At 46.5% G+C, this 16,016-nt stretch carries 20 protein-coding genes and 1 tRNA gene; 7 read left to right on the forward strand and 14 right to left on the reverse strand.

Annotated features, from left to right (window positions below):
- Positions 1–3: 3 nt before the first annotated feature.
- A complete protein-coding gene (gcvH, locus tag QJS83_RS06735) occupies positions 4–393 on the forward strand; it encodes a glycine cleavage system protein GcvH (RefSeq protein WP_284608395.1) in 390 nt (129 codons plus the stop codon).
- A gap of 57 nt (positions 394–450) precedes the next feature.
- Positions 451–533: transfer RNA gene (locus tag QJS83_RS06740), tRNA-Leu, on the forward strand.
- A 290-nt stretch (positions 534–823) separates the two neighbouring features.
- On the opposite strand, the gene QJS83_RS06745 is transcribed toward QJS83_RS06740, so the two are convergent.
- Positions 824–2,560 (reverse strand): tail fiber domain-containing protein, encoded by a 1,737-nt coding sequence (locus QJS83_RS06745; protein ID WP_284608396.1) that lies wholly within the window; start codon positions 2,558–2,560, stop codon positions 824–826.
- 124 nt (positions 2,561–2,684) lie between these two features.
- Positions 2,685–3,443 (reverse strand): TfoX/Sxy family DNA transformation protein, encoded by a 759-nt coding sequence (locus QJS83_RS06750; RefSeq protein WP_284608397.1) that lies wholly within the window; start codon positions 3,441–3,443, stop codon positions 2,685–2,687.
- Positions 3,444–3,558: 115 nt separating this feature from the next.
- On the opposite strand from QJS83_RS06750, the gene QJS83_RS06755 reads away from it, so the two are divergent.
- A complete protein-coding gene (locus QJS83_RS06755; protein WP_284608398.1) occupies positions 3,559–3,840 on the forward strand; it encodes a helix-turn-helix domain-containing protein in 282 nt (93 codons plus the stop codon).
- A 4-nt stretch (positions 3,841–3,844) separates the two neighbouring features.
- Here the strand turns inward: QJS83_RS06755 and QJS83_RS06760 are convergent, their stop codons facing one another.
- The 9 genes from QJS83_RS06760 to QJS83_RS06800 form a co-directional block, all read right to left on the reverse strand.
- Entirely contained in the window at positions 3,845–4,912 is a 1,068-nt protein-coding gene (locus QJS83_RS06760; RefSeq protein ID WP_284608399.1) for a linear amide C-N hydrolase, read from the reverse strand.
- Positions 4,913–5,011: 99 nt separating this feature from the next.
- Positions 5,012–5,467 carry a DUF6644 family protein gene (locus QJS83_RS06765; RefSeq protein ID WP_284608400.1) on the reverse strand — a complete coding sequence of 152 codons (456 nt, stop codon included), beginning with the start codon at positions 5,465–5,467 and terminating at the stop codon, positions 5,012–5,014.
- Between the two features lies 1 nt (position 5,468).
- Complete coding sequence (locus QJS83_RS06770; RefSeq protein WP_284608401.1) at positions 5,469–5,813, reverse strand: DUF6152 family protein; 345 nt, start codon at positions 5,811–5,813, stop codon at positions 5,469–5,471.
- A 59-nt stretch (positions 5,814–5,872) separates the two neighbouring features.
- The gene (locus QJS83_RS06775) at positions 5,873–6,631 is read right to left on the reverse strand and encodes a substrate-binding periplasmic protein (protein WP_284608402.1); all 759 of its coding nucleotides are present in this window, start codon (positions 6,629–6,631) and stop codon (positions 5,873–5,875) included.
- Between the two features lie 70 nt (positions 6,632–6,701).
- Positions 6,702–7,703 (reverse strand): LLM class flavin-dependent oxidoreductase, encoded by a 1,002-nt coding sequence (locus QJS83_RS06780; protein ID WP_284608403.1) that lies wholly within the window; start codon positions 7,701–7,703, stop codon positions 6,702–6,704.
- Between the two features lie 96 nt (positions 7,704–7,799).
- Positions 7,800–9,089, reverse strand: coding sequence for a trans-sulfuration enzyme family protein (locus tag QJS83_RS06785; protein ID WP_284608404.1), 1,290 nt, complete (start codon positions 9,087–9,089; stop codon positions 7,800–7,802).
- Between the two features lie 102 nt (positions 9,090–9,191).
- On the reverse strand, positions 9,192–9,758 hold the full coding sequence (locus QJS83_RS06790) for a HutD/Ves family protein (protein ID WP_284608405.1): 567 nt from the start codon (positions 9,756–9,758) through the stop codon (positions 9,192–9,194).
- Positions 9,758–10,651: an aminoglycoside phosphotransferase family protein gene (locus tag QJS83_RS06795; RefSeq protein WP_284608407.1), complete on the reverse strand. Its 894-nt coding sequence runs from the start codon at positions 10,649–10,651 to the stop codon at positions 9,758–9,760. Before QJS83_RS06795 ends, QJS83_RS06790 begins: the two co-directional genes overlap by 1 nt.
- 24 nt (positions 10,652–10,675) lie before the next feature.
- A complete protein-coding gene (locus tag QJS83_RS06800; RefSeq protein ID WP_284608408.1) occupies positions 10,676–10,930 on the reverse strand; it encodes a hypothetical protein in 255 nt (84 codons plus the stop codon).
- 67 nt (positions 10,931–10,997) lie between these two features.
- On the opposite strand from QJS83_RS06800, the gene QJS83_RS06805 reads away from it, so the two are divergent.
- The 3 genes from QJS83_RS06805 (at position 10,998) to QJS83_RS06815 (ending at position 13,440) form a co-directional block, all read left to right on the forward strand.
- Entirely contained in the window at positions 10,998–12,200 is a 1,203-nt protein-coding gene (locus QJS83_RS06805; RefSeq protein WP_284608409.1) for a TCR/Tet family MFS transporter, read from the forward strand.
- A 105-nt stretch (positions 12,201–12,305) separates the two neighbouring features.
- Entirely contained in the window at positions 12,306–12,923 is a 618-nt protein-coding gene (gene trhA / locus QJS83_RS06810; RefSeq protein ID WP_350159285.1) for a PAQR family membrane homeostasis protein TrhA, read from the forward strand.
- Between the two features lie 94 nt (positions 12,924–13,017).
- Complete coding sequence (locus QJS83_RS06815; protein WP_284608411.1) at positions 13,018–13,440, forward strand: hypothetical protein; 423 nt, start codon at positions 13,018–13,020, stop codon at positions 13,438–13,440.
- A gap of 31 nt (positions 13,441–13,471) precedes the next feature.
- Here QJS83_RS06815 and QJS83_RS06820 read toward each other — a convergent pair whose 3' ends face one another.
- Together QJS83_RS06820 and QJS83_RS06825 are read right to left on the reverse strand one after the other, a co-directional pair.
- Entirely contained in the window at positions 13,472–13,999 is a 528-nt protein-coding gene (locus QJS83_RS06820) for a cytochrome b/b6 domain-containing protein (protein WP_284608412.1), read from the reverse strand.
- Positions 14,000–14,022: 23 nt separating this feature from the next.
- Positions 14,023–14,283, reverse strand: coding sequence for a PepSY domain-containing protein (locus tag QJS83_RS06825; RefSeq protein ID WP_284608413.1), 261 nt, complete (start codon positions 14,281–14,283; stop codon positions 14,023–14,025).
- Between the two features lie 146 nt (positions 14,284–14,429).
- Here QJS83_RS06825 and QJS83_RS06830 point away from each other — a divergent pair, with 146 nt between their 5' ends.
- Positions 14,430–15,017: an NUDIX hydrolase gene (locus QJS83_RS06830; protein WP_284608414.1), complete on the forward strand. Its 588-nt coding sequence runs from the start codon at positions 14,430–14,432 to the stop codon at positions 15,015–15,017.
- Here the strand turns inward: QJS83_RS06830 and QJS83_RS06835 are convergent.
- Positions 15,007–15,996, reverse strand: a complete 990-nt coding sequence (locus QJS83_RS06835) for an outer membrane protein assembly factor BamD (RefSeq protein WP_284608415.1) — start codon at positions 15,994–15,996, stop codon at positions 15,007–15,009. The two genes, QJS83_RS06830 and QJS83_RS06835, sit on opposite strands and share 11 nt — an antisense overlap.
- Between the last annotated feature and the right edge of the window lie 20 nt (positions 15,997–16,016).

The following is a 16,016-nucleotide window of genomic DNA, read 5'->3' on the forward strand; positions in this document are numbered from 1 at the left end:
CACATGGCATTTCACATCCCAGAAGACTACTACTACACAAAAGAACACGAATGGGCTCAAGTTGACGAGAACATCGTAACTGTTGGTATCACTGAGTTTGCTCAAGACCAATTGGGTGAAATCGTATACGTAGAGCTTCCAGAAGAAGGTCAAAAAATCACTCAAGGTCAAACTTTCGGCGTTATCGAGTCTGTTAAAGCCGTGAGCGACCTTTACGCTCCCGTTTCTGGAACTGTTATCGAAGTAAATATGGCTTTGGGCGACGATCCATCCGTATTGAACGACGATCCAGTAAACGAAGGTTGGTTAGTTCGTATCGAAATGGATACTGAAAAAGAACTCGCAAACCTTATGAGAGCTCCAGATTACAAAAAATTGATCAGCGAGAAGTAATTTTCGTTGATTTAGCGCCCTAAAGTGCGCTATCACTGTGTTTCAAATTTAAGGTGTGCCCCGCTGGTGAAATTGGCAGACACGCTAGACTTAGGATCTAGTGCGCAAGCGTGGGGGTTCAAGTCCCTCGCGGGGCACCAAATCTAAAAATAAAAAAGCCACTCAAAGAGTGGCTTTTTTATTTTTACACTTCGTTCTTGCCCGGGACTTGGACTTAGAACTTTGGGGGTTCACAAAAATAGCATCCTGCTATTTTTGGGCGCGCTTTAGCGCGTCCGAAGGACGATGGGCAGGAGCCCATCGCCCACTCCCTCGCGGGGCACCTATGACTTGAAGCGACCTCGAAGGTCGATTCAAGTCACCCGTCACGAAAACAAAACACCGTCATTGTTGAATCTCGCAAACTTTGCCTGCTATTTCTTTCGATTTTTTATTGGGCGCTCTGAGTTTGAAAAGCTTTTTCCAAGCGCTCGAGTCGAAGCTGCAACACTTGATTTTCTTTTCTCAATGTTTGAATTTCCGCGTGCTGAGTCTTCATCTGAGTTTTCAATTCCGCGATATCACGGGATTGTGCAAGATCATAAGAGTAAAGCGCCTTCACCGCGCCCGAAAGCCAGGGAATAAAACCGCCATAGCTGACTTGCTTGGAACCGTCATCGGCGGTCGTAACAAGTTCGGGAGCGACCTTTTCAACATCCTGGGCAATGTAGCCCGTGTGCCTTCCCTTCGCGGCGTGTTTCCACTCATAGCTGACGGTTTCTAGCTTCAGAATTTTCTCTAATGAAAGAGCATCGGGCACGGGCTCAATATTTTTTTTCAATCTGCGATCCGAAGAACACGAGATATTTCCCGCCGCTGATGGTTGGATCGAGCAACTGGCAGCACCGTCAGAAAAGGAGGCCACGATTGAACCTACCGGCCCCACGACGTGAAGTCTTCGACTTGGAGACTGCGTGCCGATGCCGACATTTCCGGAGTTATCGATGCGCATTCTTTCAAAGTTCACGGGATTGGAACCTCCAGCGATAAATCGAATAATCCCGCTTGTACTCTGCGAAGCCACGCGCAACTCATTGGTCGACGTTGTTGAAGCAAACGATGCATAAGAATCCACGGCATTGGACTGCATCGAAGCACCTACGGGAACCCCGGTGGCAATGCGCGAGTTCACGTTAAAGAAAACCTGATCACCGTCCTCTGACGAAACTTGACTGATCACCAGGCCATTCGCGCGCACATCCAGTTTGTAATCAGGAACTGTCGTACCAATACCGACATTGCCGTTCCCGGCAATAACCATGCGCGGTTGTCCCTCGGTGAAAACATTCAACACACCGGAGGTAGGCGTTCCCGGATTATAGTTCGCCATGAAAAGTCCGGTGTCACCGTTGTCTTCAAAGGCCAAACCCACGGCGGCATTTTTGCTTGTAGGAATTCCCGCTTTCAAACGAACCGCACCGTTAACATCAAGAGCACTGCGGGGAGCGGAGGTCGCAATACCAACGTTTCCGCCGGGATAATAAATAGAAAGATTTGGATTCTGAATCCACAGCGAATCGCCATTCCCCGCAGAGACACACGCTACGACAGCGTTGTCGACTCCGGGAGCATACGTATTTTCAAGAATCAGCTTAAGCTTCACTTTGCTTTTGTCCTGATTAAAACCTATTCCGCCAGGAAGAGCTGTGGTGCGCTCCACCGCAATTTCGAAATCGGCGAATCCCTGATTTGTCCAAGCCCCTGTCGCATCTGCAACGGCCGTAAAACGATTCAATCTCATTCGCGTGATTTTTAAATCTCCGCCATAATAAGTGACATTGTTAGAGGCATTCCACGTTTGATAAGCGATGACACCGGGCGGACTCCCGAAACCGTTTTTCCCGCTGGTTGAGAGTTCAGGAATAGTCACGGGAAGAGCGTTAATATTGATGTGGCTTCCAGCCAAAGTTCCGCCGAGATTGTTTTTGCATACGTCGGCAATTCCCAAAAGTGTTTCGATATCCTGGATCATCTGCATTTGATTGTTCTTGGATTGCAAAGATCTTTGCGATTGAAAACTGTCTGACATCAGCGTCATCGTTCCCAAGGAGGCAATAGTTAAAATGCCCAGAGCCAAGAGAATCTCGACGAGAGAAAAACCATTGTTCGCGTTATTGCCAACCACCACGATGCCTTCTTCTTTGATGTTGGCTTTTATTCTAAAATTCCTCGTGATGATTTTTGTATGAAAAACACCATGACAGTGCCGCGAAGTTATGGAAAGCGTTCGACCGAACAGGACTCAAAGCGAGTTACCGTGACTTCTTCTTCGGCTTTTTCTTTTCCACTTTCGGAAGCGACTTAACAAAGGCTCGGGCCTCGGCCTTTTCTTCTTCAGAGATGCGGTTGAATTCTGTATTGGTTAAAGCCCCGATCAAAGCATAAGCATAGATGGAATGGCGGTGCTTCGGATCGTATTCGGCGAGCTTCTTCATCGTCTTTTTCCAGCCGAGCTTCATAAACTGCGGAACGGTTGTGATCCCGATCTTTGCGAATTGTTTTTCGGAAACCGCGCCTAGGTTTTTAAGATCTGAGATCCTTTTAGCTTTTTTTAGCTTCTCTTCGGCGGGTTCGTCAGAAAAAAGGCGTGGACGTCGCGTATCGATATTCACTTGAATATCGTCGTCTTTATTTTTCTTGGTTTTTGGCGAGGTTCCTTTTTTCCCTTTGGGTTTTGGAATACTTCCCCAAAAACTCTGGGGCCGCAGAACTTCACGAAGGATGTCAGGAACAATTTCTTCAAAGCCATCCGTATTTAAAGGCAGGTAAAGCCACTTGGGCAGAATCCGGTGTGGAGACAATACGGGGAATTTAGCGAGAGCTTTTTCTTGAAATTCTTTTTCTACAGGAAACATGACGCCGTTCCAACGGCTGTCATCCGATTCAAAGATCAGCAGAACGATCTTCTCCTCAATATAATATGCAAATCCGCCAAACATGGATTTGCGGCGATATCCTTCTTCAGGAAGAAGTTCTTCGACCCATTTAAGTTCACCTGGTTCTTTTGCCATATCCTAGCTTACCGATTTTCGGGTCTGTAAAGCAACATTTCCCGAATACGAGAATTCAACTCCTCATAATGAGAATAGGAATGCACGAATAAAAACTCTCGTTCACCCTGGAAAGATGCAGTCACGCCTTTTCAAAAAAGAACTCGGAATATATTTAAAAAAGAAACGAGAGCATGTGGGCCTCTCGCGGCGTGATCTTGGTCTGATTCTTGGTTACTCGGGCTCACAGTACGTGCACAATTGGGAGTCTGGCATCGCATTGCCTCCCATTATGAAAATAAAAATTCTGGCAAAACATCTCAACGTTCCTGCCGAAGAGGTTTTTAGCCGCGTCGAACAGATCGTCGTTCTTGAAGCCGCTGAAAGCTTACGTCGCCGATTTAAAATGGAAGCATAATCCATTATCGAGCGGCATCGGCTTTTAAGCCTGTCGCGACGTCGGGCTTGAGAAACTCAAAACTTTTTGTCGTCTTGAATTTATCCGAAACATTTCCAATTAACTCGTAATTTTTTACGAGAGTGATTTTTTTAACAGGAGCGCCTTTCTTAAAATCCAACTTGGCAAGATCCACCCATACGAGGTTGGGACTTAAAGTGTTCTCATAGAAGTAAAGACCTTTTGTAAGATCCGCAACAGTTCGCCACCGCGTAGGGGAAATATACGGGCGTGCCGGATCGGGAGTTCCAAACGGCTGCGAGACATTGCGCAGAACACTCAATACACCGGCGACGGCTTCCCGGTAGTCTTTGGGCGTCGGCAGTTGTTGAGTGTAGTAAGCTGCCCGCACAAAGCGATCGGCTGCATCTGTCGTGCCTGGAAGATTTTTTTCTCCTCCGAAACCTTTGTACTGCTTTAATCCCGCCAATTGTTTATCAAACGGTGGAGAATTCGTCATAACTTTGAATTCTTTGCTTTGATAAATTTTCGGCTGTCCGTCGATGTATTCAATCACAGCCGTATCGCCGGTTCTATCAGACAACGCCAAATGCACAGTTCCCTGCTTCGTCCCACCAGTCGTCGGAACGCTAGCCATTAAGACCTGAACGGGTGCCTTATCGATCGCCGCAATAGCTTCATCGACCGTTGCAAAATTATCCAAGAAATATTGCGCCCAAAGGCTGACAGAAATACCTGGAAGACTTTCGTCACGAGAACCAAAATCGCTTTCAGAAAGATAAAGCAAATTAGCTGCAAGACCTTTTTCATTCATGCCATCGGCGGTGCCCTTGTCATAAGCCGACGTAACAACACTTCCATATTTTGCAGTCCATTTCAGAGAGTTCGCATCCGCTAAACCGTCACGCGCAATTCCGCGTGGAAAGAGCCACATATTTGTCCCGATGTCCTCCAACCAATCCATATTGCGACCCACAATGACGTCCTGATTTTTACCCTCCCACAAAAGACGCGTGCACGGATAAGCTGGAACGGCAGAAATTAAACTCAAAACCAGAAATAGAGTTTTCATAAAACCTCTTTTCTTTATTATCTCGACTTCTCGATGGGGAACGAAGATCGAATCTCTAATTTTGACCGAAAACAATTCGGTTTTATCACCGAGTCGAATTTACGTGTAAGCGATAAGTCGACCCGCAAATATCACAGCGGTCCACAAACCTAAAGAAAGTAAAGAATGCGCGACAGCCCAGCTGTGAAGACCTTGATGAACCCGCCAGTGATAAATGCCTAGATTTATCAAAGCGAAAAGAATCAGAAGCATTTTGATTTGAAAAGTGCGATTCAAAAGAATTTCTTCGGGATTCGCCACAATTAAAAGAACTCCCGTCACTACAACTAAAAGAAAACCGCGCCGGGACATTCTTAAATTGAGGTTTGCAACGGTCTCTAACGGCACCGCTTTACCAACACCGAGTAAGCGCAAATCAAATACAAAAGCGCCTCCTACTACCAAAGTTATTCCCAAAATATGCAAGCTTTCTGTGATGGGGTAGATCCATGTGGACGCTTGCAGGCCTTGCGACAGCGAAGACGCACCTATTTTCGCCGCGACTTCGCCTAACATTTTAGCGCAACTCGACTTTTTTGTTATTTACGGTGATAGATTCCGCACGAAGCTCTGGTTTTTTCTCTTTGGAGGGATATCCCAGAATTTGCACGTCCGCTCCCGGCTGAATCATTTCTGCTGTGAGCCCTCGCGCCTGCATTCGTGAAACCGGAGCCAGGATCACCGTCCAAGTTTTCCCCTGATAATCCACTTGCAAACTGCCGTGCGGATTTTCATAGGACGACTTTAAAACTTTCGCTGAAAAGTTCATCACCTTCGAAGCGTCGTAAGAGCTCCATCCGTGATGAGCTTGAACGGGCAAACCTGTTAAGAGACAAAAACAAAGCAGTACTATCTTTTTCATGCCTCACCTCGGATCTTATTTTAGAAAAGACCGCGGCACTGGCAATCAAACTTACTTTGTTATTTGAAACTGCTGCCGTACTTTTTAAAGATTTTCTCGAGCTTGCCGTTCGTTTTGAGTCTTTCAATAGCTGCGTTGAGATCCTTAACCTTGACCCGGCCTTTACGGCTGATCGAGCAAGAAATCGGATACTCTTGTAAAAACATTCTTTCACGACCTTTTTCAATTTCGGGATGTTTTGTCTTGAAATAATCCAAGAAAATTTCATCCGTCACAATATAAGAAAGACGTCCATTGAGAAGCTTCATTAAATTTGCTTCCTCACGAGGCGCATCTTCGCGGTTTATCTTTTTTGCCGCAAACAGCGGATCTAGTTTCGGATAGACGTACTGAAGCATGGCTCCGATTGTTTTCCCCTGCAAATCTTGATAGCGCTTCGGCATCGGTGCGGGGCCGATGATCACTTCACGCTTCGTAAAAATCGGAATAGAAAAATCCAGCTGATCCTTATTGCTGGCCCATACCGTGCTCGTATAGCAAAGCATGTCCATCTGCCCTTTCAGAAGATAGTCATCCAAACGGTAACGAGTGACCAAGCTTAGCGAACTTTTCATACCCAGCTCTTCAGCTAAGGCATTGATGTAGTCGGGAACGAGACCTACCAGATGCGTTGGATCTTTTTCCTCAAAAAGAAGAGGCGCTGCCAGACCAGCCGGAACACCGCCACGAAGTTCTTGTCGATGGGGTGCCTTTGCTTCGTGCCCAGAGACGGAAAATGCGAACACGGAACACAAGAGAAGAATAGCACTGAAGCGCATAAATATTTTGGCCCCCCGGTTTTTTTGAAAGTCTAAAACAGGGAATCCAAAATCGCACGCAGAATAAATTCTAGTTTTTCCAAATATCGTGAATAATTTCAAACGAACGCAGACGATCTTGATGGTCGTAAGCATCCGAGACGATAATAAGTTCATCGGCTTGAGTTTCCGCAATCAACTTCTCAAGTCCTTCTTTTACTTTTTTCGGCCCACCAATAACGGATGTACTAAGGCGACTGAGTACATGTTCCTTTTCCAGCGGACTCCACAAAGAATCCATATTCTCGACGGGTGGCTGCAAAGAAACGCGTTGGTTACGAATGATCCCTAAAAATCTTTGATACAGAGTCGTGGCTAAGTGTTCGGCTTTCTCATCCGTTTCTGCGGCAATGACTTGAACTCCGACCATTGTGTGCGGAGCTTTCAAATGTTCCGACGCTTGAAAACCCACTCGGTATAAATCCAAAGCCTGCATCATCAGCTCAGGCGCAAAGTGCCCGGCAAAAGCATAAGGCCGCCCGGTCACCGCTGCGAGCTGCGCACTATAAAGACTCGAGCCCAATAACCAAATCGGCACATCAATGCCCGCACCGGGGACCGCGCGAACTTTCTGACCCGGAATAGGCTTCGCAAAATAATATTCCAATTCGGAAACGAGTTCGGAAAAATCGGCTTCTCTTCCGGTCATCTCCCGGCGAAGCGCTCGCATCGTAAAACCATCCGTTCCCGGAGCTCGCCCCAAACCCAAATCGATTCTTCCGGGATAAAGTGTTTCAAGAGTTCCGAATTGCTCTGCGATCACAAGAGGCGCATGATTCGGAAGCATGATGCCGCCAGAGCCCACGCGGATTTTCGAAGTTCCTCCCGCAACGTACCCAATAAGCACCGACGTCGCCGCACTCGCAATACCTTCGAGGTTATGATGTTCCGCCAGCCAAAATCTTTTATATCCAAGGTTCTCTACGTGCCGGGCTAGATCCAAAGTGTTGCGAAAGGAATCGGAAATATTTTTTCCTTCCGCTACTGGAGCCAAATCAAGAACTGAAAGAGACGTATTTGAAAGCGTTTTCATAGTCGACCTCGAGGAAGAACGGCGATAACCGCCGTTCTCTTACTATGAGGCCGAATAATAAAATGGCAAGACGGGAAAATCTTCGGAGGCCGAACGTTATAGACGTTTAAGAGCGTCAGAGAGATCCGAGATAATATCTTGTTCATTCTCAAGACCAATACTCAAACGAATCGCGCGTGGATCAATCCCCGATTCACCGCGCTTTTCCGTCGGAATTGCAGAATGAGTCATAAATCCCGGAACTTCGATTAAAGTTTTTGTTAAACCCAAGCTCACCGCCAAAGTGATAGCATAAGAGTTCGCTGCGATATCATCGACGAACTTCTGACACTTTTTCATGTCCCCCTTGAGCTGGAAAGAAATCATTGTGCCTGGAGCGAACTTCCCTTCCGGAGATTTCAAATATTTTTTCGCTTCTTTGTATTGAGCATGGCTTTTCAGGCCAGGGTAAATGACTTTCTCCACTTTCGGATGCGCCTCTAAAAACTGCGCAACCTTTAACGCGGAAGCCTGCTGTTGTTCGAAGCGAATTGCTTGGGTGGAAATTCCATAAACCAAAATATGCCAAGCGGAATAAGGATGAATGATCGCACCGAAATCTTTGCGGGCCACGCGCAAAATACTTTCGAAAGAGCGTGGCGCGATAACGGCTCCGCCCATTTCCGTGCCGAAGCCTGAAATATTCTTCGTCAAACTTTGAATGACGAAATCAATTCCCCACTCTAACGGACGCAAAGCCCAAGGCGTCGCGAAGGTATTATCGACGATTGTGTAAATCTGATTTTCTTTGCCACGTTTTTTATTTGCAGCTTTAACAAGTTTTACGATGCGTTCAAGATCCGCGATTTCAAGAATAGGATTCGAAACAGTTTCAAAGTAAATCACACGTGTTTTCGGATCTTGAAGCTCTTGCTGTAATGACTTAAGGTCGTTGATATCGATTAAAGAATTTTGAACATTGAATTTAGGCAGCCAGTTCGTGATTAAGCTGTAAGTACAACCGTACAAAGTTTTGTGAGCGACCACTTTTTGTCCATGGCTGATTAAAGACATCAACGTCGAAGCAATCGCGCCCATACCGCTTCCGAAGGTCACAGCGCACTCGCCTTTTTCCAGCAAAGCCAACTGATCTTCCAACATTTTTGTCGTGGGCTCTTCAAGGCGATCATAAATCCAGATCGGCTTGCCTTTTTCATTTTGTGCTCCGAAAGTGCTAAAGCCTTCTGCACCTCTTTGCAAAGATTCCAGACGGAATGTCGTTGACGCCGTCATCGGAGGAATAAGATGGTGAGAGAACTCCCAAGATTGCGACATGAATTCGCCGTGAATAGCTTGCGTTCTTGGCGACTTTGGTGACTTCGGCGCCTGGCTTCTTTTTTTCGTCATAATTCCTCCAAAGATACGTCCGAACTAGAGCACATATTCTAAGGGTTTGGAAGATTTTAGAATGTTTGCAGAGCGCCAATGAGCCTTGCGTCCAGGAAAATACTAGTAAGAAAGACGAATATGAAAAATGAGCCCCTCGGTTCGGGACTTAACGCGGGACTCTGTCAATGAATCTATCCGCAGAGTTTCTCCTTCACTGATCCCTATGTCGTTCGCCATGAAACTTCCTTGGGCGCAGAAAAGGTAATGGCAACCTTGATCTACATGCAGAGTTCGCTCTTCTCCCGCGCTCCATGTTTCCACGGTCATATCCGCCCGAACTTTTTCACGACGAAAAATCACACCGACATCAATAACTTCGTCACCTAGAAGTTCACATTCGATTTCATCATCTCCCGAAAACCACAGCGGCTTGAGCGGCGGCAGCAGATCACCATTGAGTTTCAGTCCGCGCCCTCGCCACACGACGAGAAAACGATCATATCCAGGAAAAAGAGAAAACGCGGAAGACGTGCGCACAGTCGCCGAACTCACCCGCCACAAAAAATCTCCGTCAGGAAAGGCGGCATCGTCCGGAACTAAAGAAATTTGCGAGGTTACGCCCAAGCCATTTTTCCAAGGCATTACTTTGTATTCGTCAGCGGAAATTTTTCTTTGCATGATCGTCATTACATCATCTTGTTTAAGACTCGGGCAATTTCAATTTCTCGCGCCGGGAGCGGGCGTTGTTCTTCGCCACTCCAGGCCGCTGACAAGAGTGTCATGCAATAAGCCCAGGCATGCATTCGCTGGCGGTCAAACGGAAGTTCTTCCGCAAGCACGCCAAGACGGCGGTCTAAAACTTTTTCCAGAGGATCCATGAGATGAGGATAATCATTGGGATTATAAAACAAAGGACCGACTTCAAAAACCGGGTCGCCGATATATCCGTGGGGATCAATAACTTTCCACGCATCTTCACTTTGCAAGACATTGTCATGATGAAGGTCTCCGTGCAGAAGAACTTCTTCTCCGCCGGGCGCGGTGAGTTCTTTAAAAAGACCTTTGGCTTTATCTACAAGATATTTATCAAGACGCCCTTCCAGTTCCTTATAAGCGGCTGAAAGTTGCGATAGAGGTTGAAACAACAGCACAGAGGCTGTGTTTTTACGATTCAGTTGGCGAATCGCTCGCGCTAAAGTTCGTGTTGCGAGCTCATCTTGTCCCTCGATAACAAGACGTTTTACGGTGTAACCTGGTTGCAGTCGTTCCATCGCGAGCGCACTGTATTCCGTGCTATACAAGAAAACTTCCGGAGCGATTCCGCTATGGATCTTCAGCCACTCTACTTCCCGACTTAAAGGCCCCAGGGGAGGGGACATTTTCAGCACGGCCTCTTTGCCGGAAGAAAACTTGATGAAACCCACAAACCCGTATGTCAGATACGGATGTACTTGCTCCAGTTCAAAGTCCCATTGCGAAGCGAGTTCCTTGAGTTGCTGGGGAAGATTTTTTAGCCATGATTCCCCGTCAGCTCCATAGACTTCACGAATGTTCTTTTTAAATCCTTCAGAAAAACCCATTTCCCGAGGATAACAGAATTCCCGCTACTGCGCGATTTCATTTTCTGGAACCAGGTTCACAGCGATTTTAACCTGTCTTTTACCTTCAATGTATCGGATCCTTTCTAAAGTGCGATTGAATGCTTGGGAAACCTCCGTGTCTTCGGTCGCCTTGAGGAGCTTTTGATGAACCTCCTTTTCTTCCTCGGAAACCTTGCCTATCAAGCCATTAAAGTCTTTGATAGAAGCCATAGAAATCGAACTCATTAAAATAATCGTTGTTACTATTGTGAAGCGCATCCTTGCCCTCCTATCACTAAGAGGCTTCAAAGTTGCTTTTCGGTTAATATTCCTCTAGCCTCTTCTCATGAAAAACTCTAAAGCCGGTATTCTTTTTATTTTTATCACTGTGACGTTGGACATGATCGGGATTGGTTTGGTCATCCCGTCGCTGCCAGACATCATGCGCCGTTTTGTTTCTTCAGAAACCTCGGTTTCTGAGTACTTCGGTTATTTTATTTCGGTTTACGCCCTTATGCAGTTCGTGGCCTCTCCGCTTTTAGGAGCTTTGTCAGATCGTTTTGGCCGTCGCTCCATCCTTCTGGTTTCCCTTTTAGTTGCCGGGTTTGATTATATTTTGATGGCCTATGCCCCGACCCTGGAGATTCTTTTTGCGGGACGTATCCTTGCAGGCTTGACCGGCGCGAATATCACGGTGGCGATGGCGTATATCGCTGACGTCAGCACGGATGAAAATCGCTCTGCCAATTTCGGGATGATCGGAGCCGCGTTCGGTCTTGGCTTCATTATTGGGCCTGCAATCGGGGGACTGTTGGGACACTACGGCCCGCACTATCCATTCCTTCTTGCAGCGGGAATGAATTTGCTTAACTTCTTGTTCGGTCTTTTCATTCTGCCAGAGTCACTGGCTCCGGAAATGCGCCGTCAAATTAACTTGGCAAAAACAAACCCGTTTTCTTCTTTGCTGAAGTCACTTCAGGCAAAACATATCTTGGGATTGCTTTTGGTTTATTTCCTCTTCCAATTAGCGGGGCAAACTCATCCGTCCATTTGGACGTTGTATACAGAGACTCGCTACCAATGGACAACGACACAAGTCGGGATGTCTTTGGCGGTGGTTGGTATTCTTTCGGCCATTGCTCAAGGCTGGCTCACTCGCATTGTCGTACCTAAGATTGGGGAGCATAAAGCCGTGGCCTGGGGAGCTTTCGGTTACACACTGACGTTCATTCTTTTCGCGCTCGCGACAGAGGGTTGGATGATGTATGCGATCCTTATTTTCTCTGCGATTTTCTGGGTGGCTCCACCTGCGTTGCAGTCTTTGATAAGTCACAATGTTCCTCCTCAGGAACAAGGTGAATTGCAAGGCTCGCTTGTCAGTTTGACCGCTTTGGCGTGTATCATTACGCCGCTTGTAACCACGAAACTTTTTGCCGTCTTTGGCGCGAAGTCCGCTTCCGTGTATGTTCCTGGAGCACCTTACTTCTTCGCAGCCGTCATTGCTCTAGTTTCCTGGCTCATTATCGCTCGTCAGCGCAAACCAAATTGAGACTCAGTTTTGAGTCTCAATTATCTTTCAAAATAAAAATTTGAAATCTTGACCTCTCCGTATGTAAAAACTCGTGTTATGATTTCTCATAACAGGGAGGTCGTTATTTACCCCGGAGAACGCTTTAACAGCATCACCCATCTTGTTGGCGCTGCCCTCTCTATCGCAGGAACTTCAGTTCTTATCACGACCGCCACTCTGCATGGCGACGTTTGGAAAATTGTCAGCACCAGCGTCTATGGCGGCATGCTGGTTTTGCTTTATACAATTTCGACTCTCTATCACAGCATGAAAGGTCGAGCGAAACAGATCCTGCAGAAGCTGGATCACATTGCCATTTATCTTTTGATCGCGGGGACGTACACGCCGTTTGCTTTGATAACTTTGCGCGGTCCTTGGGGCTGGTGGATTTTTGGAATCAATTGGTCTTTAGCATTAATTGGAATTATTTATGAACTCACCCTCGCCCATAAAACGCGGATACCTTCGCTGATCATTTATGTGTTGATGGGATGGCTTGTCGTCGTCGCTTTGAAACCTTTGACGGCAGCTCTGGCTCCGGCAGGAGTTTTCTGGCTGGCCCTCGGCGGACTTCTTTATACCGGCGGCATTGTCTTTTTTGTTTTCGATGAAAAGGTGCGCCACTTCCATGGCATTTGGCATTTGTTCGTTCTCGGCGGAAGCTTGTGTCAGTATTTCTGCATCCTTTTTTATCTGGTGTAAGTGACACGGTTTTCAAAGTGTCACTTTGACTCCAAACTTCTTGGCATCTTCTTTGAAATAATTCCCCTGTGTAGCAAAACCACACGGAGGGAAAATGAAATCACTAGCAACCACACTTCTTATCACTTTGTTTGCAGTCAACACTTACGCAGCCAGCATCTTTGACTGGGTACGCCCTGACCCTCGCCCCGGCGATGGCCGTGGTGGACGTGGACCTGCCGTCACTTGTTCTGCCACAGACGATGGTTGGGAAGAGCACTGGGGAGGCCACAGAGACTGTCGCGAGTGTTTGAAGAAGCACGGAGATTGTATCGAAACCTGTTCTGCTAAATTCTATACCTGTCAAGCGGAAGGCATCGACTACAGAGGTTACAGAACGACGATCGAAGGTCGCGGCGATTACCGCTACTCTGCGGAGCGTGAAGCGATCGACCGTTGCCAATACCGCTACGATAACTGCCGCATTGTAAGCTGCTCTGAAACGAACGAAACCGTTTCGCGCAGATCTTGCCGCTAACAAAAAAGAGAGCTTTCACAGCTCTCTTTTTTTATTCCACTTTGTTCTTATAACCGTGAATCATTCCTGCCACGAGATTTTGTTTCTCGTGGTAGCTTTCATAGAGGGCGCCGATGATGTGAATCGCCACTCCGGCCATCATAACGTTGGCGATATTATGATGAAGATCTTCGACCCAGTCTTCGCCGAAGAACCGGTCCATGCTCATCATATAACCTGTAACACCCAAAGCGAGCACGCAGATCATCAGAAAAATCATCATCCAACCCGCAACAGGATTGTGGGCCAATGACGGTTTTCTATTTTTGAAATCGACAAGATATTTGAAAACAGTTTTGGGACTCGCCAACCAACGACTAAAACGGGCGTACGGACTGCCAAAAAAGCCCCACAAAAAACGAGCTACGACAAAACCCGCAGCGACGTATCCGATAATCTCGTGAGGTTTATCACCTTCTTCGGTGATGAAGTAGTTCAGAAAAATACAAACCACCAAGGTCCAATGAAAAACGCGAACAAAGACATCCCAAACGTAGATTCTTTTTTCGCTTGTGTTCATTGGCACCTCGGCTTCAATTCAAATTACTTTTTGTATTCTTTTACGATAGAGCCATCTACTGGGTTGAAGTAGATTTCTACTTTTTTACCTTCTTTGTCCCAGCCGTAGATTTCGTAGCAGTTACCGTCTACTTTGAATTTTTTGATCTTGTAACCTTGAGACAAAATCATTTCTTTCATTTTTTCTTCTGTCATCCATTTGTCTTTTGCTTCCTTTGTACATTCAGGAGCTGCGAAAGAGACAGAACCTGTCAAAAGAACGAGAGCTGTCAAAAGAGCCTTCATTATAACCTCCTCAGTGGTTTCCCTGTTGTCCTTAAGTTCCGCCGCCTTGTCCAGAGTCTAGACCGCGGGGCTTCCTCACTGAAAACAAGATGAAAATTAAGCCGTTGTTTTTTATTCGTGTTAAACTCGAATAGAAGGATATTACTTTGAAAGACGAAATACTGTCACGCCTTGAAAATCCTCAACCTCTGGATCTGCATACCAAACTCACCCGGCATGCCTGTGTCGCCATCATTCTTAGAGGACCTAGTTTGCACTACTTAGAAGTCGGCTTTATACAGCGTGCCTTAAATCCTCTCGACCGGTGGGCGGGTCATATCGCTTTTCCCGGCGGAAAAAGAGAAGACTCTGACAAATCCGATCTCGAGGCGGCTTTACGGGAAACGAAAGAGGAAGTCGGCGTGGACTTGCATCCCGACGAGCTTTTAGGGCGCCTTGACGACGTGCAGGCGCGCAAAGGCGGAACGCTGCTGGATTTCTATATTCGCCCTTTTGTTTTCTACACTCAGCGTGAATTTGCAGTGACTTTGGATGCGGCGGAAGTCGCCGATTTTTTCTGGGTGCCGCTTAAGGAAATTCAAAACCCGCAAAGACAAACTCACTATACTGTCGAACGCGAGTTCGGCCATGTGAAACTTCCTGCGGTGCAATTGGATCGTGAGCCGCCGCTCTGGGGACTCACGTACATGATGATTCTGAATCTATTCGAGCGACTGAACGGTCTTAAAAAATAGGATAGGCTTCTGAAATCTTGATCGCTTTTGCCGTCCACGGACTGTTCGGCAGATTTTTTTTCATTTGCTCCAGATATTGCAATCCCTGCGCTCGCGTTTGCTTCGACAACTCCATGCGTTCCTCTTTCGTACTGACTGTAGAGTAGTCGCGCTTCAGGAATTCGTTCAGCTGAAAATCACTTAAAAGTCTTTTATCCGTCAAAATCCACGAAAGTTCCATATGATACTGAATCATTTCGTAAAGAGCTTCCTCGAAAACTTCGACGACAGGACCCCATTTTAAAATCACATCGTATTTTTTAAACGCCATCGGATAATCGCGCTTTACCAGAAACATGCGCGCTTCACTCAGAACATTTTTTCCGTACATCTGACGAGAGCCATTAAGCATCGCCAACACTTCATTCTTATAATAAGAATTCGGATACCGATCCAAGAAAGAGTGAAACTGTAAATTTAGAAGATACGGAGTTTCTTCGGTTTGCGTTAAAGCTGCTCCCAAACTGAGAGAGACAAACTCCATCTGTCTTTCTTTGCTTCTCCACGTTTGTTTGATTTCGCCTTCCACCGCACGCAAAAGCTGCAAGTGCATGTACTCCGAATCATTTTTGTGATTGTTCATTTCAATATAAATATTCGCTTCGTTGATCACCATGATAAAGTCTTGTGCGTTCATGAAAGTATCAATGTAAGCACGGTAAGCTTCTTTATAGCGCGGGCTCGCACCATAATTGACAATCAAACTTTTATAATACTTTGCGGGTTCGCATTTGTTGTAACCGTCACTGGCTCTTTGCGCTTTTGCCCAAAGCTCTTGCTCGCTGGCATCCCAGTCAATTTCCATATCTTCGGGGCAGATTTGTACGTAAGGATCTTGAATGAAACCAAGTTCGAATAGAATTTTTTGCAGCTTCGTCACTTTGGCATCGGCAGTGAGTGACATCAATAAAATCGCGATTGTGATTAAGATCTTTTTCATACGTTCCCCCCGAAAAAATG

Source organism: Bdellovibrio sp. 22V, from assembly GCF_030169785.1.
GTDB lineage: Bacteria > Bdellovibrionota > Bdellovibrionia > Bdellovibrionales > Bdellovibrionaceae > Bdellovibrio.